The organism is Mesorhizobium sp. M0293 (assembly GCF_040321735.1).
Classification (GTDB): Bacteria; Pseudomonadota; Alphaproteobacteria; order Rhizobiales; family Rhizobiaceae; genus Mesorhizobium.
Map to the genome: position 1 here is coordinate 44,850 of NZ_JAMYSA010000014.1, position 20,018 is coordinate 64,867.

Genomic DNA, 20,018 nt, shown 5'->3' on the forward strand with positions numbered 1-20,018 from the left:
GCTCATGTCAAACCTGGTTCGAAATCGTCATGCCAAAGGACGGGCCGACCGGTCCAATCCCTGCCTCGGTCTGGCCAGCACGCTATCGGCGGCCGTTGCCCGAAACGGCTTCTACATCGCCTCCGCCTGGATTCTCGTCGAGCGAGGGTACGGAACCGCCGGCGTCGCGACGTTCCTTGCGATCGTCAGCGTTGTCGAATTCATTGCGAGCCCTTTGGCCGGCGTAGCGGCGGATCGATTTGACAGGCGATGCTTGAACGTTGCGGCAGACCTCAGCCGCTTCCTCGTTATGCTGGCTACCGCTTGCGCGCTCCTCTACATGGACGTGTTGCTGATCATCTGCCTGTCAGCGGCCCTCTTTTCGTTTTGCGACCGTGTCGCGCTAACGAGCTCTCAATCAATGATCCCCGTGATAGCTGACGGCCGCGATCTTGTAGCCACGAATTCCGCCGTCTTCTTTGTCATGCAGCTCGGCAACCTCGGCGCAGCTCTACTTGCCGGGCCGTTGCTGCATGAGCGCTCCCCAGCCCTGCCATTCACCGTTCTTGCTGCCTTCTTCCTGTTTTCAGCGGGCTGCCTGACCAGGATGCGGCTGGAACCGGCTTCGCGTGATATCCGCATCGCCAAAATCTCGGCAGCCCAAATCGATCCGAGCCTGCGTCGTCTCATTGTCGTCTATGCGCTTCTCTATACCAGCGCGGTGCTTGTCAGCGTCATGGGATCGAGCTTCGTCTTCCAGGAGCAGAAGGGTACTGCCGTGGATTTCGGCTACCTCGAGGCTGCATGGTCGGCGGGCTCACTGATCGGTGCGGTCTCTTTATTCCGGATTGAAAGAGCGATGAGTACCCACGCGCGGCATCTCATGCTTTTGGGCTTAACGGCGCTGGTCCTCATGGCGCTGACATCTCTGCGCACGCCTTGGACAGTGATCCTTTTTGCCGCGCTCGGATTTCTGTACAATCTTGGACGCGTCAGCGTTGAAGTCACATTGCAGTCGCGAGTGTCGGTCTATCTGTTGGGCCGGGCAAAAGGCATTATGCACAGTGTGGCCGTGGCGCTCGGATTACTCGTCTTCGGCATCGCCGCCGCTGTAGGAGATCGAGCATTTCCTTCGACGATTTTCTTCAGCTTCGGAGTGGTGCTCCTCATCAGTATTTCGTGTTTGAGCGTCGGTGTAATTCAGACACAAGAAAAAGGTGAATCGTGAGGTGGAAGAGCTAACAGCAGGCGTAAATGCGAAACAGGCAGTCCTGGGGTCGCTGACGGCACTCTACCCCTGGATGAGCCCATACCATTCCCGGCCGATCCGCGATTATGCGTTTCGCCTGTTCGAGGCGCCAGTTACCAAGTCCGTGCCAGAAATCCGCTTTCGCGCCTTCACCAAACTACTCGACATCATCAGGAAGGCAGCGACACGAAACGGGTTGTCTGCCGACACCGCCTTGGAAATCTGCAGGGATTTCGAAAGGCGCCGCGTGTTGCAGACAGGCCCTCATTTGTTTCTCCTCATGGAACCAGAAGCCTATTACACGCATATCTTCAGCCTCCTTGGTCTCTCGGCGCATGACTGTTCGACCTATGTTTCCTACGCCGTTTCGACGGTGAACCTCGTTGAAAAACCACGCAAGGGACCAGGCTGGCTCACCGTTGACGGCAAGTCTGTCAACGTCTTTGGCCTCAGCCGAAGTCGCATGATCGGATACAGCCTGCTAGCCGGGCCGGGACCCTATAGGTTCGAGTTGTTACCGAGGGAGCCGAACACTGAGGGCGACGCGCTCACGCTGCTTCGTAGCCTTCTGCCGAAGACGCAATTCGAGCGGCCGGCGCATGCCATCAAGGCAGCCAATCTCATCCTTTGGCCAAAAATGTTCGGAGGCCGCTTTGCTTTCCTGCAGATCGACGACGAGGATGTCGCTGACCTGGTGGCCGACCATCTGTCGGACGAAAATTCCTGGCTACGCATGAGACTACTGGAAGACCCGAAGTTCGCCTCCAATATCCTGGCCGGTCTCGACGGGCTTGCGTCCGGCCCCTGGAGTGGCTGGCTCGCGCGCGGTACCGATTTCTTCTGGCTCTATGAAAATGGCAAACGCCTTCCGCTGCGCCTGATCGCCCGAGAACTCATAGATCCTGCGACCGGTATGAGGGTGGCGTCCTTCACAGCCCCCGACATCCTCGGGCGGCTGGCAAACCGCAGCCTTATCCCGAATCTATTGCTGATGTTTCTGGTTTTGTCGATCCTTCCCGGCGTGCGTGCGCTTGGAGGCAGCTATCAGCCGATGTACTACCCCCTGATGCGCTATGTCGTCTGCCGGGCGCTCGAGGCCGCAGGCGTGGATGAAGATCTTCGGCAAGCTCTCGCAACCGACGACGTACCGGGTGCTTGGGGACATCGGGTAATTGAGTGTGACGATGATCCGCTCGAGCTATTCCTAAATAGCAGGAACGGCGGGATGAGTGATGTTATCGACTGTTTAGGCGACATTTCCTTCGCCGAGGCATGTGGAAGCATGAAAGGCTTCGTATCAGACCCGTCGTGGCATGAACTTCACAGCCGGCTGCGGAACGGGCTGATTGCGCCGACCGATGAGGAATGGGCCTTTTCCTGAATGTTCTACGCGCTTCCAGCAACTGGCATGTGTAATGCCGGTTGCGGATGGCTGCTTCGCGCCTCGCTCTCCATGGACTCAATTCAAACTCGCACCAAAAGCAGACACTGCATCAGAAACAGCTAACAGAAAGCAATGACTGATACGAGGCTGGCACAATTAAACGACTGATATTGCAACATTATCATTCGTTCTTACATCGCGACAGGTGTGGCGGTTTTAAACGCAAACGGTTGCCAAAAGCGCCGCCATGATTCATCGTGCTTGCGATGTTTCTGCGTCCCAAACCCTCTCCGCGCCTCCGCCGGCAGGAGCGGTTTTCCGGCGCTTGGCGGCAGCGGCTGGCGCTTGAGGCGGCCGGGGCAACAGCGAAGCAAGCGGGCGTCGGTCGGCTGAGATGGCAGGCTGCTACCGGCTATGGTACGCGGGCTCTGATCGAGACCGCCATCGGAAGGTACAAGGCACTAATCGGACGACGCTTGCGGGCTCGTTCGTTCGCCGCTCAGCAGACCGAGGTTGCCGTCGGTTGCAGCGTGCTCGACCGCATGCTGGCGTGTGCACGCCCGGAATCTGTCCGGCATCAAGTCCGGCAGGTATAACCGGCAACATCAAGACCGAAATGCGTTCGATTTCATATCCGCGTACCAACGCCGCATCTATATGGCCGAGTTGGCGCTGCGGAGTATCGGCGGCGATATCTTTAGCAGCCGTTTACCGGAGCGCGATAGGTCATTGTGTATGCAATACCGTCGGATGACGTAAGGAACCGCCGTGCCGCACAGAGCAGCAGCCCTAGCCGGCCGTTCTACGCCCCGCCTGCATCGTTTCATGAGCGTGATGCTCGAACTGGCTCCGGGCGTTCTCGTGCCGCGTCAGGAAACAGAGTTGCTCGGACAGAGCGCGCTCGCGATTCTTCGCGATCGCGCGCCCGGCCCGATGGTGATCGACATGTGCTGCGGCTCCGGCAACCTTGCTCTGGCGATCGCGGCGGAAGTTCCGTCGGCCCGCGTCTGGGGGGTGGACGTGACTGACAGCACGGTCGCGCTCGCCCGTAGCAATGCCGAACGCTTGGCCCTTCAGGACCGGGTCACCATCCGGAAAGGGGATCTGTTCGGTGCGCTGGAGGGCGATGGGCTTATCGGCGCGGCGGACATGATTGTCTGCAATCCGCCCTATATCTCGACCGCGCGCCTCGAAGGCGAGAGCGCGCATCTGCTTGAGGGCGAGCCGCGCGAGGCCTTCGACGGCGGGCCTTACGGCATCTCGATCCACCAGCGGCTGATCCGGGACGCAATCGATTTCCTCAAGCCTGGTGGCTGGCTGCTGTTCGAGTTCGGGCGGGGGCAGGACCGCCAGGTGGCTGCGCTGATAGCCAGAGCCAAGGCCTATGAACCCGTGACATTCGCCAAGGATGAGGTCGGAATGCCGCGTGTCGCACTCCTCCGGAAGCGGGAGAACGGTGCGCCCGCGATCTCATCCTCCGCGAGTTTGGCATGAGCCAGATTCGTCCCCTGCAGGCTGCGGATATTCCGGCCGTCGTCGGGCTCTTTCAAAGAACCTTCCGGGACGGTGGAAAGCCGCCGCCTCCGGCGCTCGAGACTTATCTGCGCTGGCACTATCTCGAAGGCCCGGTCTGCGATCCGGAGATCGCGTCTCTCGTCCATATTGCGAGCGAAGGCGACATTTCAGGCTTTGTCGGCGTGAATGTGCTGCCGATGAGGCATGGCCAGCGCAAGCTGCGCGCCGCCATCTGTGGTTCGCTCATGGTCGAACCGCGGGCGAACGACCCGATGGCCGGCGCAAGGCTGCTCAGGACATTCCTGGCCGGGCCGCAGGACATCTCCTTCAGCGAAACCGCAAATGCCCTCTCGACGCAGATGTGGACGAAACTGCGCGGGGTCGCCCTGCCGCAATACAGCCTGGACTGGATCCGGGTTATCCGGCCTTCGGCCTTCCTGCTCGATCTAGCCTCGCGGCGAGCCGGCGCCGTGCGCTTGCTTGACCCGCTCGCGCGCGGACTCGATCGCTATCTTCGCGGACGGATGCAGGAGAACGAGATGCGCTGGTCCGGGGTCCCGGAACTCTGGAATGGCAAGGGCGGCCTCATGGTTGCCGAAATCGATCATGCCGGTTTTGCGGCTCTTTTGGACCCGTTGACGCGGCAGTTCCCGCTCCGCCCCGACTGGAGCGCGGAGCAGCTTGCGCATATCCTCGCGGAGGCTTCCCAGAAGCCGGACTATGGCGAGGCCGTGTTCGCGTCCGTCTCCTCCCCCAGCGGGGCTCTGGTCGGCGCCTTCCTCTATCACACCCGCCCGGGCAGGATGGCGCGCGTGCTGCAGGTTCTGGCCCTGCCGGGGCAAGCTGGTTCCGTCGTCGACTGCTTGATTGGCGATGCAGCGCGGCGCGGCGCCGCCGGCCTGCGCGGCCGGACGCAACCCGCCCTGCTGGCAGCGATGCTGGGTCGGCGGGTCGCCTTCACTCAACCGGCCTCGACCGTGGTGCATTCGCGCGACGAGGAGCTGGTGAACGCGTTCCTGAGCTCGCAAGGCTTCTTCAACGGGCTGGCCGGCGAGCACTGGAATCGCCTGGCCGGGGAGCGGTTCGAATAGACCGTCATTGCGCGCGCGGCGACATAATCCCGATGGTCGCGCCGATCTCAGCAGGCGATTTCCTCGACGGGGCGGACGAGCTGCGGGCCAAGGTGCAGATAGCGCGTCGCCCGGCGCTTGGCGGCGATATCGGCCCAGACGCGTTCGACCTCGACCGTAGTCAGCTTCGCGGCGGCGCCGACCTCCACGGCTGAAAGGCCGTTATTCAGGCCGAAGAGGCAAATATCCATGCGGTCATAGGGCAGGGAGAAGTAGAACTCTTCCTGCGTCTGCTCGAGGGAATAGGTGTCGGTCGTCGGCGCCCTGCGGCAGATTTCCTCGGGAATGCCGAGATGGGCGGCAAGCGCATAGACCTGGCTCTTGTAGAGATGGGCGATCGGTTTGACGTCAGCCGCGCCGTCGCCATTCTTCACGAAGAAGCCTTGGTCGTATTCGAGCCGGTTCGGCGTGCCGAGCACGGCGAAATTCAGCCGGTCGGCGTGATAGTACTCGATCTGTTTGCGCGTGCGCTGCTTCATGTTGGTGGCGGCGACGATGCCGAGATAGACCGCCGGCGACATGCGCAGCTTCGTCTGCCGGCCTTCGGGGTCCTGCACCACCAGCGAGGAGATGTTGTAGCCTTCGCCGGCGAGCGAATTGGCGATGACGATCTTTGAGGCCCAGCCCGGCCCGTATTCCGGCACCAGCTCGCGGATGAAGGCATCCCGCCGCTCATAACAACCCATCGCGTGCAGCGTCGGGCCGATATCCTCCACGATCGCTTCGACGCCGAAGGTTTCGGCGGCCAGCCGGCCGAGGCGGAGGCTGTCGGGATCGGAGTCACTTTCCGGCATGAACAGGCAGAAGACGTTCTTCGCGCCGACGGCGCGGGCGGCGAGCGCGACCGAGACGCTGGAATCGATGCCGCCAGAGAGGCCGAGCACGAGCCCGCGCTTGCGCATGCCGCGTAGCAGCTCGCGCAACCCGGCGACGATGCGATCGGTTTCCGCAGCGTTGTCGAGCGTCAGCGCGTCGGCCGAGAAGGCGGGACGGCTCGGGGCGAGGGAGAGGTTCATTCTGCAGTCCCCAACGTTTCGGCCGCCAGCCTTCGGCTGACCTTTCCGGTATCGGTTTTCGGCAACTCGCGGCGGAACTCGATGAGCTTCGGCACCATGAAATCCTCGAGATGAACGGCGCAGTAGCGAATGATGTCCCGTTCGCTCAGGGTCTCGTCCGAGAGAACGACGAGGGCGGCAATGGCGTGGCCGAGCACCGGATCCGGCACGCCGGTCACCACGGCTTCCACGATGCCGGGATGGGCATGCAGCACAGTTTCGACTTCCTTCGGGGCGACCTTTTCGCCGCGCGTCTTGATGATGTCGTCCTTACGGCCAACGAAATAGAGGAAGCCGTCCTTGTCCGTCCGGAACAGGTCGCCGGTGTGGAGCCGCTTTTCCCAGGGATGCGGCCCGGGACGCAGCATCTGCTCCGTGGCCACGTCGTTGCGCCAATAGCCCTGCATGACATGCGGGCCGCGGATGACCAACTCGCCCGCCACGCCCGGTGGCACGCGGTTGCCCTCATCGTCGACGACGATCGCTTCCGTGTTGGGAATAGCGATGCCGACGGAACCCGGCCGGCGGTCCAGCTCCTCCGGGGGCAGGTAGGTGCAGCGCTTGCACTCCGTCAGACCGTACATGGAATAGAGCCGCACGGCGGGGAACAGCTCGCGCAGCCGGGCGATATGCACCGGCGGCAGGGCGGCGGCGGTGTTCGAGATATAGCGCAGGCTCGGCAGGAAACCCGGCGCCAAATCGCGCATCTGCAGGATCAGCGCCGCCATCGTCGGCACCAGCGGGAAACCGGTGACCTTCTCGGCGCGGATGCGCTCGAAAATGGCCTGCGGAAAGGCGAAGGATTTTTCGAGGACGAGGGTCGCGCCGAGCTTCATCGCCATCAGCAGCTGATAGAGGCCGTAGTCGAAAGCCAGGGGCAGGACATTGAGGATGATGTCGTCAGGGGTGTTGCGCAGATAGGTCGTGATGGATTCGGCCGCGGCATCGATATTGCGATGCGTCATCATCACGCCCTTGGGGCGGCCGGTGGAGCCCGAGGTGTAGATCAGCATGGCGAGGTCGATGTCGATCCCGCCATGGCGAACGGGCACGGGCGCGACCTTGAGACAATCCTCGAAGGAGGCAGCGCCATCCGGCGTATGGCTGGATGGCGCTTGCGTCGACGCGACGAAGAGCGGCCGGTCCGACAGCGCACGCGCCTGGATCACGACAGGCCTCAGCTTGGCCTGGGTCAGGATCGCCGCAGCCTCGCAATCGTCGATGACATAAGCGAGCTTGTCGGCCTTGGTGGAGGCGTTGATCGGGCTGAAGGTCGCGCCCGCCTTGAGAACCGCGAAGATCGAGACGGCGGCTTCCCAGCAATTGTCCATGAAGACGAGAACGCGGTCGCCGCGCTGCACGCCATTCGCGGCGAGAGCGGTCGCGAGCCGGTTCGACAGATCGTCGAGCTCGTCATAGCGCAACCGCTTCCGGTCGGTGACAAGCGCCGTCTTCGCGCCATGCGCGGCCGCGTTCGTGATGAGGAATTGCTCGACCCGCATGAGCTCGGGCCTTCCGCTGCCAGCCGTCACGCCGCGACGAGCGATGCGGTCTTCGCTGTGATGAAGGCCGTGATGCGCGCCAGTGAATCGAGGTTGGCCGGCACGATATCGGCGTCCGCAACTGTGATTCCGCAATGGTCCTCGATAAAGGCCACCAGTTCCAGAACGCCGGTCGAATCGATGATGCCGTTCTCGATCAGCGAGTCCGTATCGGCGAGGGCGTGGGTGGTGTCGCCGAACAGGAAGTTCTCGATGACAAAGGCCTTCACTGCGTCTCGGATCGTATCGGTCATGTCGTTCGCTTTCCTTGGTGGTGTCAGGCGGCCTTTGCGTTGCAAATGCCTGTGCCGGTGAAAGTCGTCAGCCACAGCTGCGTCGACAGGATGCCGACAAAGGCCGCGTTGTCGCGAAAGCCGGAGGCCGGCTGGCGGCTGCATTTCTCATGTAGTTTTGCCACTGCCTTCGGATTGAAGAGCCCGCCGGCGCTGACTGCGGCGTCGCCAAGGGCCGACTGGACATAGTCCCTCGTGGCCGGACCAACGAAGGACTGGCTGTCCGGTGCGCGATAGGGCTGTTTGGTCCGCCGGCCGATGGCGGCCGGCAGCAGGTCTTTGGTCGCCTCCCGGAGAATATGCTTCTCTACGAGCCCCTTCAGCTTCATCTCGGGAGGAAGGCCGGCGGCAAACTCGACCAGATGATGGTCGAGGAAGGGAAAGCGGCCCTCGATGCCGTGGGCCATCGCCATGCGGTCGCCCTGGCTGGACAGGATATAGCCGGGGAGAAGGAAGCGGGCTTCCAGATATTGCGCCTGATGCACGGGATGCCAGCGGGCGAACGCCTCGGGCAGCCGCGCGGCGAGCTCCTCGGCGGCGTCATATCCGGACAATGTGGCACGCAGATCGCCCGAGTAGAACAGCTTCGTCGCCGCCGTGCCGTCGAACCTCGGCCGATGGGAGAACAGCGGATCGTCGAGCGCCGCGCCGCTAGCCCCGAAGAAGGAGAACAGGTACTCGGCCGATTGCTGCCTCAGGCCCGGAAGATAGGGGTAGAGCTTGCGGAACAGATGCGGCCGGATGCGGGAGCCGGGCTGTCTCGCGCAAAAGCGCCGAACCCTGGCCTCCTTGAAAATATCGTAGCCGGCAAAGACTTCGTCGGCGCCTTCGCCCGTCAGCACTACTTTCAAGCCGGCCTCGCGCACGAGGCTCGAGAGCTTGTAGAGCGGGGCAGGGGCAGTGCGCAGGATCGGCCGCTCCGTGAAGCGGATAACGTCAGGGAAGACGGCGGCGATATCGCCTTCCCCGCAGGCGACGGCGCTGTGATGCGTGCCGAGCGCACGGGCCATCTCGAGCTGGAAGGGGCTCTCGTCATGTTCGGCGCTATCGAAGGTGACCGAGAAAGTCCTGAGGCCACCCGGCGCCATGCCCGCCGCCAGCGCCGATGTGATGGAGGAATCGAGGCCGCCAGAGAGATAGGCGCCGACTGGCACATCGGCGCGCATGCGGATGCGGGTCGCCTCCGTCAGGAGGGCGCTCAGTTCCTCGGCCGCGGCACGCTCGTCCCGGTGCCGGGGCGGCGCGTCCCGGTCGGGATACTCCAGACTCCAGTAGGGCCGCGTCGAGACGCTGCCCTCTTGCACGATCATCAGGCTTGCCGGTTCGAGCTCGTAGATATTGCGGAAGGCCGTGCGCGGCGCGATCGGGGCCCAGAGCGTGAAGATCTGGTCGAGTGCGACCGGATCAATCTCGGCCGCGACGCCCGGGGCCTGGAGGAGCGCCTTGACCTCCGAGGCGAAGTAAAGCCGTTCGCCCTGCCTTGTATAGAAGAGCGGCCGGACCCCCATGCGGTCGCGCGCCAGAACCATGCGGCGGCGGCGGCCGTCCCAGAGCGCAAAGGCGAAATCGCCATTGAGCGCGGAGACGCAATCCTCCCCCATCTCGTCATAGAGATGCAGGATCACTTCGGTGTCGCTGGCTGTCCGGAAATGGCGGCCTTTCGCGCGAAGCTGCTCGCGCAGTTCCACATAGTTGAAGATCTCGCCGTTGAAGGCGATCGTCAGATCGCCCGTCGCATCGGACATGGGCTGCTGGCCGTCCCCCAGGCCGACGATGGACAGCCGCGCATGGCCGAGGCCGGCCGCCTTTGTGGTGAAGAACCCCTGCTCATCGGGGCCGCGATGCGCAATGGCAGCCGTCATCCTTTCAAGGAGCGCCCTCCCATCCCGGACAGTGCCGAAATAACCGCTAAAACCGCACATGCCGAGATATTTCCGAGTCCACCAGCGCAGCTCGGACTATAGCCGCCAAGATACCGGTAGGTGTTAAACATCTGGGACTATTCATGAGAATGGTAAATTTTGAGCGGCCGCCGACGGCTGATTTCTTGCGTGAGCATTGGATCTGCCGCGAGATGAAGGCAATGACGCGGCGTTGGTGCGCGGATATGAAATCGAACGCATTTCGGTCTTGATGTTGCCGGTTATACCTGCCGGACTTGATGCCGGACAGATTCCGGGCGTGCACACGCCAGCATGCGGTCGAGCACGCTGCAACCGACGGCAACCTCGGTCTGCTGAGCGGCGAACGAACGAGCCCGCAAGCGTCGTCCGATTAGGCCTTGTACCTTCCGATGGCGGTCTCGATCAGAGCCCGCGTACCATAGCCGGTAGCAGCCTGCCATCTCAGCCGACCGTCGCTTGCGATCGCGATAATGGGCTTGTGCCGTTGACCAAGCGGTCCGGTATCACCGCTTTCCACTGCCGTCGACCGAGGTGGAATGACGACGTTCGCGGTGCTGCTATGCTGCAGGATCATCTGATAGGTTGGCTTGCCATCATAGGCCGCCTTAGGCGATGAATGGAAAACGGCCAAATGTTCCTGGTCTGTGCTCGAAAAGTCGCATAAACGGTGGGAAATCTCCAGAAACCCGGAACTCAGCCCCATTCACGGCCTCAGCTCTAACCACTCTACCCCATGCTCTGCGCGACGGAGAAGAAGGGCTATCTGGTTTCAGGGCAACGCCGCGCGGGTCGGTGGATGAGGCGCGTCTACAGCGCCACACCGTGCGTTTGGCGTCGGTAGGTGCCGTTTGGCCAACCGCACACGCGCGCCGCCTCCGTTCTCTTGAATAAATTCGATGCCGGCAATGGAGTGCCTCACGAAAGCATTCGAGGTTGTTGCGATGTGGGCTACGCAATCCTCTTCGAAATCCACAACCGCAACTCGCGAGACGCCTTCGACCGGCTCAGCTTGGCTCCAGCCGAGTATTCTTTGCGCCCTGCATTGCTATTCAACAGACTGCCAGTGTCAACCGCTAACCGCTTTGCAATGGCCAGACCGGTTATATTCTGCTGCCAAGCGCACTCGAGATGGTAATACCAAGCCGCAACCTATTTTGAAGCTAGACCGGCCTCCACCAATCGCCGGAATGCTTCTGATCTGGTGGGAAGATCTGGCTGAGTGCGACGCCATTCGTCTACGCGAGCAAGTAAGTCGGTCGAGAGCCGCAACTCGAAGCGTTCAGTTTTGTTGTCGAGAGGATCAGGAACGTTTGACAATGGCGGTGTCCGTAATGTACGGTATGTACGTAATGTGGTTCACTCTTGTTGGCCGAACGTCGTGCTCCAACACGTCGTTCGGCCTGGCCACAACCCAAGCTGTCTGGAGCTCGGATCATGGCTGATTCCGACAATACCACGACTTTGTCTCTCGTCACCCGCAGGAGAGCAATTGTGGGAACGACAATTGCGGATGCGAGACCAAGCCTAACCGCGTTTGCTTACACAGAGATCTAGGCGCGAGCCGGATCAGTTGGTCCTGCGGTAGCGCGTGGTGCGGAGGTCGGCAGGCTCATGAGGGAACTGAATGGGTGTTCTGTCAGCAGCACCGCCTGGAGCAAACCCATCGGAAACATTGGATATCGGTCTGCAACCAAGTTGTGTGATGGTGCGGCCATAACGATCCGGCAACCCATCAGGCAGGCTAGGATCGCGCAGGTCGGAAGGGGGATCGTGCAGATAGCGAATTGACTACTCCGCGACATTGCCGAACGAAACGCGAGGCTGCCAATCGAGCAACCGCATCAAACAGAAACCATACCGCCAAATTCACTATCAAGCCCGAGGATTTAAGAGCCGGACACCTTCACCCCTCTGCCCTACGGATAAGAATTCGACGCCCGCTTTTGTCAGGGCCGCTTCAATTGCCTGCAAAGTGCTTATCCGGGAATCCACCTTGCCGTTTTCCAACCGGACCAGCGCGTTAAGGGAAACAATAGCCTTGTCAGCGAGTTCCTGCTGAGACCAACCCAGCAAAGCTCGTGCGGCTCGAATCTGTCGTGGACTGACCATGCGTCCACAATCGGCAGGCAGATATTCTTTGCCACTAATAGGGTTATTTCACACCCTATAAGGTATATTAAATGGCGATTCGGCTTTCAGATAACATCGACGCGAAAACCCGGAGCGTACGCGAGAGACTCTTTATCCGACTGACTTGTGGAGGATCAAAAGGCCTTGTTGAGACCGCGACGCTCCGTCCTCCTTCGGGCGGGGCCGAAGCCAAAGATCGACATTGACCCTCATCCCGCCGATCAGCATGTCGGCAGGCAGATTGCGACCGTTCGCGTCCAGTCCGACGTATCGCAAGCCCAGCTTGCCCGATCCATAGGAATCAGCTTCCAACAGCTCCAGAAATACGAGAACGCGCGGAATCGCGTGAGCGCGTCGATGCTCTACGAGATCGCCAGCTCGCTCGGCGTTCCTGTCGGCCGCTTCTTCGAAGGCCTGCCGGGAAACGATGAGGCCCGCGTCGCGGCGCGGCCCCTCCCGGTCGATGAGCGCCTGGATTTCATTGCCAGCGCGGAAGGGCGGCGCCTGATTGAGGGCTTAGTGAAACTTCCGCCGCGTGTGCGCGGTCGCGTCTCGTCCCTGATTGCAGCTTTAGGAGAAGAACTGGCCCTGCTAGACACAAAGGCGGACAGCGAGACTGCCGGCGAATCCCCGCCGGCCAAATGCAAGACCGTCTGACGGCCGGTCGAGCCGTCAGCCGAACTTTCGGGCAGCGGGCAGGGCGATGCGGCCGCAAGCCGAGGACACTTCGATTTCGACGCCGAACGCCCGCGAGCGGGTCGCGAATCCCTTGAGGATGTCTCGCGCCGCGCTTCCCGTCACGGCGACGGGCACCAGTCTGCCTGTTGCCGATCCGAGAGATTGGGCCTCCGCGCCGATCACGACGGGCAGGAGATCTATTTCTGCGAGGTTTCCGCCCGCATCATAGCGGCACGCGGCGACGATGCTTTGCCAGACTTCCGATGGATCCCATTCGTTTTCGTCTGGTTGGACGTGGAATAGGAAGTTTCCAAGGCCATAGAAAATCGGCGAGCCATTGTAGATTTCCACGGCCTGCAACACCGGCGCGCCGTGGCTGACGAACAGATTCGCGCCAGCGTCGATGCACATTCGCGCAAAGGTCTGCACCCAGCGCGGCACGTCCTGCCAACCTGGCTCCCAATGATGGTGGTGCAGATAGGCGATTACGAAATCCCCTTGTGCCGCCGCTTGGCGGATGGCTGACAGTTGGACAGTCGCGCTTTGCCGGTCGACTTCGATCAGACGGCTAAAATCGGCGGCTTGCGTGAATACGGTGCCATAGAAATTGATCTCCTTATCGGCCGACACCTCAACAGGGTCCTCCGGTTGCGCATAGTTCGCCAGTTCAAATGGGGAGCTTTGCAGATGAGCGCCCAGCTTTGCCAATCTGCGGAAATGTCCGTCCGGCACCCCCATCTTGCGAATGGTGTTCAAACGATTGACCCCGGGCCGAGCCGGACGGAAGGCCGTGCGGTCTTCGGCATACATGTTGGTCGGGCCGGGGCCTGCATCCATCGCAAGAAGCGCGACCTCGCGCGCGCCCAGCCGGTGGCGGCCCGGTTTCCTGGCGTCAGTCTCGTCGGCTCCGATGCCGGCATGCATGAAACCGCGCGCTTCCACCTCCTCCAGCGTCGAGAGGATGCCGCCAGCGCCGAGATCGAAGGCATGGTTGTTCGCGAGCGCAAGCGCGTTAAAACCGATGGCCTGCAATGCGTCGAGCACTTCAGCCCTGGAATATCCGAAGTATTTGCCCTTGGTCGGCGACCCACCGTGCTTGCCGAGGATCGTCGACTCGAAGTTGGTGAAGACGACGTCGCCTTGGCGCAGGAAGTCCGTAACCGCGATGAAGCGTTCGTCTTTGACGTCACGGATGTCGTGCTTGATCAGGGATTGGCCGGTAACGACCGCGCAGAATTGGTCTTTCATGGGGCTCGCCTTGAAGGAGGGGAGGGCGCCGGCGTTGCGGCCAGCGCCACGTCAATGTCGAAGTCGGTTGCCGCCTATTGCGAGAGGGCAGGCGAGATATTGCTCTTGAACCATTTCAGGCTCAGCGCTTTGATCGTCCCATCCTTGGTAGCCGCGTCGATGGCCGCGTTGAACTTGGCGAGCAACTCAGTATCATCCTTGCGCATGCCGGCGCCGACGCCCGGCCCCCAAAGCCCGCCCTTCAGTTCCGGCCCGAAAAACACCGCATCCGAACCGGAAGGTGTCTCCAGAAAATCCCGCCAGGTGAAATAGTCGGCGAGACCGCCGTCGATACGGCCCGCGGCAAGATCGAGCTTCATGTTGTCGAGGCTGTCATAGCTGCGGATGGTCACGACATCGCCCAGGATTTCCTTCACCACGGCTTCCGAATTTGACGAGCGAAGAGCCCCGATCGCCTTGCCGGCGAGTGTCGATCTGAGGCGTGCAATGGTCGCCTTCTCCTTGCCCCCGATGGTCGAAAGGTTGACCTTTTCCTTGGTGTCGCCAGCGTCGAGACCCAGGTCCTTGCGCACCACGAACTGGTTGAAGCCGGTGGCGTAGGGGATCGAGAACGCGATCGACTGCTTGCGTTTTTCCGTGATCGCCATCCCGGACATGATGACGTCGAACTTGCCGACAAGCAGTGCTGGGATGATCCCGTCCCAATCCTGCGGGACAAAGGTACATTTGATCTCAATGCGACGGCACAGTTCCTGTCCAACATCGATATCGTAACCGTAGAGTTGACCATTCGCGTCGGTGCCGTCCCAAGGCGGCGAGGCACCTTCAGTGGCAATCGATATGACGCGCCCGTTTTCGGCGCCGGCGGGGGGTGCCGACATCAGGGATGCGATAGAAACAGCAATAGCCAGGGGTATGCGCATGATGCACCTCTTCGTTGGTTTGGATGGAAAGGGGAGCCCAGAACCTGCGGCGTCAGGGCAGGGGCGTGGTGATCCCTGGGTCAGGTAGGGCGGGGCGCAATCGCGCCTTTCGTCGACGCACCAGATGGCCGTCGGTCGACAGCCATCGCTCCAGCAACTGGATCGCTTTCACCGCGATCGACGTCAGCGATAGATAGATCGCTCCGGCGACGATGAAAATCTCGTACGGCGCGAACGTGGTCGACACCATCTGTCTCGCCATGCCGGTGATCTCGAGCAGCGTCACGGTGCTCGCGAGCGACGAGCCCTTGATCATTCCGACGATCTCATTGCCGTAGGCCGGGAGCGATATCCGGAAAGCGATCGGGAAGGTGACCAGGCGAGCGATCTGGAAGCGTTTCAAGCCGAGAGATGTGGCTGCCTCGGTGACACCCTTAGGCACGGACTGGAGACCGCGGCACAGGATCTCGGTGGTGTGTGCCGCGCTGTTCAGCGAAAATGTCAGAAGGGCACACCAGAAGGGGTCGCGCAGGATCACCCAGAAGATGCTGGTTCGCACCGCCTCGATCTGAGCGAGGCCGTAGTAGAGCAGAAAGAGCTGAACGAGCATCGGCGTGCCGCGAATGACATAGGTGTATGCCAGCACCGAGAGCGAAAGACCGGGACGTCCAAATGCGCGCATGAAGGCAAGCGGCACGGACAGAAGGAACCCGGCCGTCAGCGACAGGACCGTCAGGGTCAATGTGAGGCCGACACCCGAAGGCAGGACCACCATTGCGTCAAACACCAAGCCGAGGTTCATGGATCGCTCCCTCCTACCGGCCGAGTGCCGGATAGCGCCGCTCAGCCAGCCGGATCGACAGCAGCGTGACGGTGGTCAGCGAGAGGTAGAGAGCGGAGGCCGCAAGGTAGAAGGTCAATGGTGCGCGTAAGGATCCGGCCCCCAGATACGCAACGCGCATGATATCGGTGAGGCCGACGATCGAGACCAGGGCGGTATCCTTGAAGAGCGAAATCCAGAGATTGCCATAGGCAGGCAGCGCCAACCGCAGCATCTGAGGTCCGATGACGAACATCCAGCGCTGCCAGGCGTTCAGCCCAAGCGACTTTGCCGCTTCGGTTTGGCCCGCTGGCACTGCCGCAATCGCGCCGCGAAACACTTCGGTCGCATAACCGCTGAAAACGACCGAGAGCGCGATAACGCCTGCGGTGAATGCGTTCACCTCGACATACCGGCCGGCGATCTTACTGGCGAGCGTGGTTCCGCCGAAGTAGATGAGCAGGATAACGAGAAGTTCTGGTACACCACGGACGACTGTGGTGTAGGCGGTCACGACCGCGTTGAGGCGCGGTTTTGCCGTGCCCTTCGAAATCGCCAAAAACAACCCAAATGCCGTACCAAGGCAGCCGCTGATAAGGGCCAGGCTGATGGTCACGGTGAGTGCGACAACAAATTGAGTAGTAAAACCACCCATTGGGGCGCTTCCTCGACTCGCAATTACCGAAGGATACGCCGACCTTTGTCACTCAGACAAAGGCGTATAACCCAAGGTTGTGAATTGTTATATTTGTAATTTGGAGTTAATTTGAGATATTGGCTAATTCTAGCGCCTGAAATCACACACTCAATCTATAATTTTTATTATTTTATCTATAACTCGCCGTTATATACTGAGGTGGTTCGGTGCTGCTCGGGATGGCGATTTCTGCTTCCCAGGTGGTTATCAGGGAAAGGCGCGCAAGGAATGGAGTTGTTGCAGAGCGACCTCAAGCTCCGTCAACTGAAGGTTTTCCGAGAAGTGTTGCGGGCCGGTTCGACAAGGCGAGCGGCGGCAGCACTCGGGATAAGCCAGCCGGCCGTCAGTCAACACGTGAAGCAACTCGAGACCACGCTCGGCATCACACTGTTCAAGCGATCAGCCAACCGCATCGTCCCCTTGCAGGAAGCCTGGGAGCTCCTGCGAAACGTAGAACTTGCCCTGACGTCGCTGGATCGCCTGGAGGCGTCGATCTTCGCTATGAAGAACGAGGAAAAGCAACGGATCGCGATTGCCGCGCCTTCTGTTTTCGGTTTCGTGACCCTGCCCAAGGTTGTGGCGATTATCCACTCAAAGACCGCTTCGAATGTCCGGTCGATTTCAGGAAGCTACGAGCAGATCGGCGAGCACATCCTGGCTGGACGCGCGGATCTCGGAATCTCGCGACTGCCGCTGGATCCACTCCTGTTTGAATGGGCGCCGCTTGGGTCAGCTCGCAACGTATGCATCTTTCATCCCGAGCACCGCTTTTCAAAACAGACCTGTATCGAGGCTCAAGACCTGGCAGGCGAAACGATCGTTGATATCGATCCGCAGTTCGCCGCCCATCAAATGAACTTCAATGCCTTGCGCTTCGCCGGCGTTGAGCCAGACATACTGGTGGAATTCGATTGCAACGGTCACGAAGCCGGATACGTTTCGGCTGGCCTGGGCATTTCGATAACCAATGAAATCATTGCGCGCGAATACGCGGCGTTTCACCTGGGAATAAGGCCAGTGGAACCGTCCGCGCTCTATCACTACGTGGCGATTTGGCAGAAGGGCAGGACCTTTTCGAATGCACTGAATGTGTCGCTCGAGGCGATCATATCAGCGTTTTCGAGGGCGCCGACTACGAGAGGGTGATAGGTATTTGTAGGGGCTGTTGCCCTTCGACAGTGGCTGTTTCGCTAAACAAAGAGAAGGGCGGTCGAGAGGCAGACTTATAATCAGAAATGCTTGCCGAGAGCAGCGTTGGCGTTCTGAGCAAGATTCGCGTCATGAAATCGATTATCCGGTAGTTTCCCTCCGAGCCCGCCAAATTTAGGTGGAAGTCCGAGCGCATGAAAGACCAGGGGCAAGACGGCTGATCGTCAGCCTCCCGCCAGCGATAGTCCACGGGCGCGCTCGCGCAGCAGCGCAAGCAGTTCGTCGCGCCGTGGCTCCGGCGTGTCGACGGGCAACACCAAACACAAGGTCCTGTTGATGGCGCCGTGGCCGTCCTGGATGGGCGCGGCCATGCACCAAGTGAAGCGGTCGGCCAGGGCTGTGGTCTCGCTGAAACCCTGCCGGTGTGCCGCGGCGACGTCGGCAAAGAACTCGGCTGGTGCAATGATGCGGCCGTCGGGAAGCTTGTAGTCGGCAGGCGGAATGAAGTCCTTCAGCTCCTGCTCGCTCATATGGCCGAGCAGCAGTCGTCCGGACGCCGTCCACGGGATCGGCACCTCGACCCCGACATCGCTTGAAATCCGGAAAGGGCCCGGCGAATCCCGGCAGTCCAGAACGACGTATTTGTTGCCACGCAGGCCGCATAGCTGGACGGTCTCGCCTGTCTCCGCGGCCAGCTTGTCCAAGGTCTCGATAATGCGACGGTAATGGGCGTTGTGATGCGAATAGGCCCACCCGAACAGATGCATTGCGCGCCCGAAATAGACGTAACCTTCACCGCCGACGTTTTCGAGCATTTCGGCTTCGAGCAGGCTGTTGACGATTTCGTAGGTAGTAGAACGCGGGGCGCCGATCATCTTGGCGATGTCGCCGACGCGCATCGGCGCGCGGTGCCGCAGCAAGGCTTCGAGCAACATGATGACACGGTCGATGCCGCGTCGCCGCTCGCCGTTGCGCGGCTCTGCGCTGGCTAATTTTTCGATCACATCAGTAGCGCCGTCACTCATGTCAGCCGCATCCGCTCAAAAATCATTACGGTCCTCGTCTCAAGACGCTTGAAAGATGTCAAGGCTCGGACTAGCATCCATTTTGTCCGATATACAGACACATCGTCTGAAATACCAGACAAACTAACGAGCCTGACGCAGAAAGTCCCGACGAAAATCAGACGGTTTCCGAGCTCGGCAACCGGTGGGTTTCTTCGTCGCGATGCCGCACGTCGAGGCCACAACCTTTGAAGGGAACAGTCATGATGAAATCATCGTTTTTCGCATCCGCCAGCGCCCTTTGCCTCGGTCTCGTCCTGGGCCTCGGCGCCGCCTCGCAGGCCAACGCCGCCGCCAACTGTATCAAGGGCGACCGCAAGGCGCCGTACACGATCGGCTGGGCCAACATCTATTCCGTGCCGACCTGGATGAAGCAGACGCAGGGCACGATCGAAGCCGAGGTCGAGACCCTGAAGAAGCAGGGGCTGGTCGACAAGCTCGTCGTCACCGACGCCCAGGGCGATGCCAACGTCCAGATCCAGCAGATCCAGTCGATGATCGACTCCGATGTCGACGCCATCATCCTGATCGCCGGTTCGTCGACCGCGCCGGCGCGCGTGCTGGCCGACGCTTGCGCCAAGGGCATCGCCATCATCAACTTCGACAGCCTCGTCGACACCGACCAGGTCACCGCCAAGGTCAACACCGATTCCTCGCAATGGGGCGACCAGGCGGCCAACTTCCTGATCGACGCCATCGGCGGCAAGGGCAAGATCCTGATCCTCAACGGCCCGGCCGGCGTTTCGGTCAGCGATGACCGGCGCAAAGGTGCCGACGCCGCGCTCAAGGCCCATCCCGACGTGACGGTGCTTGCCGAGACCAACACACCTTACAATGTGGCGCCGGCCCAGGAAGCCGTCACCAGCCTGCTCTTCGCCAATCCCGACATCAACGGCATCCTGTCGCTCGGCGGCGCGCTGTCGGCCGGTGCCGTGCTCGCTCTCGACAAGCAGGGTCGTGAACAGGTGCCGATCACTGGCGAGAACGCGCGTCAGTTCCTCGAACTGTGGAAGGAAAAGGGCCTGAAGAGCTGGGCGACGATGCAGCCGAACTGGCTCGGCGCCTTCGCCACCTACACCGCCGTCCAGGCGCTGGAGGGCAAGGATGTGCCGGCCTTCGTCAAGATCCCGCTGCCGGTGATCGACAATTCCAACATCGACGAGTACCTCGCCCGGGCCAAGGATTTCCCGGCTGACGGCTACATCTTTTCGCCTTACGATGAGGAGCTGTTCAAGAAGCTGCTGGCCCAGAAATAAGCC

17 protein-coding genes and 2 pseudogenes are annotated in these 20,018 nt (G+C 61.0%); 8 read left to right on the forward strand and 11 right to left on the reverse strand.

Going from position 1 to position 20,018, the window contains the following annotated elements; all coding sequences use genetic code 11:
* Positions 1-4: 4 nt before the first annotated feature.
* The 5 genes and pseudogenes from NKJ06_RS08205 (at position 5) to NKJ06_RS08225 (ending at position 5,218) form a co-directional block, all read left to right on the forward strand.
* Positions 5-1,207, forward strand: a complete 1,203-nt coding sequence (locus NKJ06_RS08205; protein ID WP_352809583.1) for an MFS transporter — start codon at positions 5-7, stop codon at positions 1,205-1,207.
* Between the two features lies 1 nt (position 1,208).
* Positions 1,209-2,609 (forward strand): hypothetical protein, encoded by a 1,401-nt coding sequence (locus tag NKJ06_RS08210; RefSeq protein WP_352809585.1) that lies wholly within the window; start codon positions 1,209-1,211, stop codon positions 2,607-2,609.
* Positions 2,610-2,992: 383 nt separating this feature from the next.
* Positions 2,993-3,208, forward strand: a pseudogene (locus NKJ06_RS08215) (IS5/IS1182 family transposase); the annotation flags it as partial.
* A gap of 229 nt (positions 3,209-3,437) precedes the next feature.
* Complete coding sequence (locus NKJ06_RS08220; RefSeq protein ID WP_352809586.1) at positions 3,438-4,106, forward strand: N5-glutamine methyltransferase family protein; 669 nt, start codon at positions 3,438-3,440, stop codon at positions 4,104-4,106.
* Positions 4,103-5,218, forward strand: a complete 1,116-nt coding sequence (locus NKJ06_RS08225) for a hypothetical protein (RefSeq protein WP_352809588.1) — start codon at positions 4,103-4,105, stop codon at positions 5,216-5,218. The genes NKJ06_RS08220 and NKJ06_RS08225 overlap by 4 nt, the downstream gene beginning before the upstream one ends.
* Positions 5,219-5,265: 47 nt before the next feature.
* Here the strand turns inward: NKJ06_RS08225 and nadE are convergent, their stop codons facing one another.
* The 6 genes and pseudogenes from nadE to NKJ06_RS08255 all read right to left on the reverse strand — a co-directional run bounded on the left by nadE (position 5,266) and on the right by NKJ06_RS08255 (position 12,159).
* Positions 5,266-6,273, reverse strand: coding sequence for an NAD(+) synthase (gene nadE / locus NKJ06_RS08230; RefSeq protein ID WP_352809589.1), 1,008 nt, complete (start codon positions 6,271-6,273; stop codon positions 5,266-5,268).
* Positions 6,270-7,814 carry a class I adenylate-forming enzyme family protein gene (locus tag NKJ06_RS08235; RefSeq protein WP_352627506.1) on the reverse strand — a complete coding sequence of 515 codons (1,545 nt, stop codon included), beginning with the start codon at positions 7,812-7,814 and terminating at the stop codon, positions 6,270-6,272. The genes nadE and NKJ06_RS08235 overlap by 4 nt, the downstream gene beginning before the upstream one ends.
* Before the next feature lie 26 nt (positions 7,815-7,840).
* Positions 7,841-8,107 carry an acyl carrier protein gene (locus NKJ06_RS08240; protein WP_057144558.1) on the reverse strand — a complete coding sequence of 89 codons (267 nt, stop codon included), beginning with the start codon at positions 8,105-8,107 and terminating at the stop codon, positions 7,841-7,843.
* A 23-nt stretch (positions 8,108-8,130) separates the two neighbouring features.
* Complete coding sequence (gene asnB, locus NKJ06_RS08245) at positions 8,131-10,068, reverse strand: asparagine synthase (glutamine-hydrolyzing) (RefSeq protein WP_352627508.1); 1,938 nt, start codon at positions 10,066-10,068, stop codon at positions 8,131-8,133.
* Positions 10,069-10,289: 221 nt separating this feature from the next.
* Positions 10,290-10,651: pseudogene (locus NKJ06_RS08250) on the reverse strand (IS5/IS1182 family transposase); the annotation flags it as partial.
* A 1,271-nt stretch (positions 10,652-11,922) separates the two neighbouring features.
* Entirely contained in the window at positions 11,923-12,159 is a 237-nt protein-coding gene (locus tag NKJ06_RS08255; RefSeq protein WP_023694075.1) for a helix-turn-helix domain-containing protein, read from the reverse strand.
* 147 nt (positions 12,160-12,306) lie between these two features.
* On the opposite strand from NKJ06_RS08255, the gene NKJ06_RS08260 reads away from it, so the two are divergent.
* On the forward strand, positions 12,307-12,837 hold the full coding sequence (locus NKJ06_RS08260; protein WP_352809590.1) for a helix-turn-helix domain-containing protein: 531 nt from the start codon (positions 12,307-12,309) through the stop codon (positions 12,835-12,837).
* A gap of 15 nt (positions 12,838-12,852) precedes the next feature.
* On the opposite strand, the gene NKJ06_RS08265 is transcribed toward NKJ06_RS08260, so the two are convergent.
* From NKJ06_RS08265 to NKJ06_RS08280, 4 genes are all read right to left on the reverse strand, one after another.
* Positions 12,853-14,106, reverse strand: a complete 1,254-nt coding sequence (locus NKJ06_RS08265; RefSeq protein ID WP_352809592.1) for a CapA family protein — start codon at positions 14,104-14,106, stop codon at positions 12,853-12,855.
* A 74-nt stretch (positions 14,107-14,180) separates the two neighbouring features.
* Positions 14,181-15,029, reverse strand: a complete 849-nt coding sequence (locus NKJ06_RS08270; RefSeq protein WP_352809594.1) for a transporter substrate-binding domain-containing protein — start codon at positions 15,027-15,029, stop codon at positions 14,181-14,183.
* A 52-nt stretch (positions 15,030-15,081) separates the two neighbouring features.
* Positions 15,082-15,831, reverse strand: a complete 750-nt coding sequence (locus NKJ06_RS08275; protein ID WP_352809596.1) for an ABC transporter permease — start codon at positions 15,829-15,831, stop codon at positions 15,082-15,084.
* A gap of 13 nt (positions 15,832-15,844) precedes the next feature.
* Positions 15,845-16,504 carry an ABC transporter permease gene (locus NKJ06_RS08280; RefSeq protein ID WP_352627515.1) on the reverse strand — a complete coding sequence of 220 codons (660 nt, stop codon included), beginning with the start codon at positions 16,502-16,504 and terminating at the stop codon, positions 15,845-15,847.
* Between the two features lie 270 nt (positions 16,505-16,774).
* Between NKJ06_RS08280 and NKJ06_RS08285 the strand changes: the two genes are divergently transcribed.
* Positions 16,775-17,692 carry a LysR family transcriptional regulator gene (locus NKJ06_RS08285; protein WP_352809598.1) on the forward strand — a complete coding sequence of 306 codons (918 nt, stop codon included), beginning with the start codon at positions 16,775-16,777 and terminating at the stop codon, positions 17,690-17,692.
* 227 nt (positions 17,693-17,919) lie between these two features.
* On the opposite strand, the gene NKJ06_RS08290 is transcribed toward NKJ06_RS08285, so the two are convergent.
* Complete coding sequence (locus NKJ06_RS08290) at positions 17,920-18,720, reverse strand: IclR family transcriptional regulator (RefSeq protein WP_352809599.1); 801 nt, start codon at positions 18,718-18,720, stop codon at positions 17,920-17,922.
* A 242-nt stretch (positions 18,721-18,962) separates the two neighbouring features.
* Here NKJ06_RS08290 and NKJ06_RS08295 point away from each other — a divergent pair, with 242 nt between their 5' ends.
* On the forward strand, positions 18,963-20,015 hold the full coding sequence (locus NKJ06_RS08295) for a substrate-binding domain-containing protein (RefSeq protein ID WP_352809601.1): 1,053 nt from the start codon (positions 18,963-18,965) through the stop codon (positions 20,013-20,015).
* Positions 20,016-20,018: the final 3 nt, after the last annotated feature.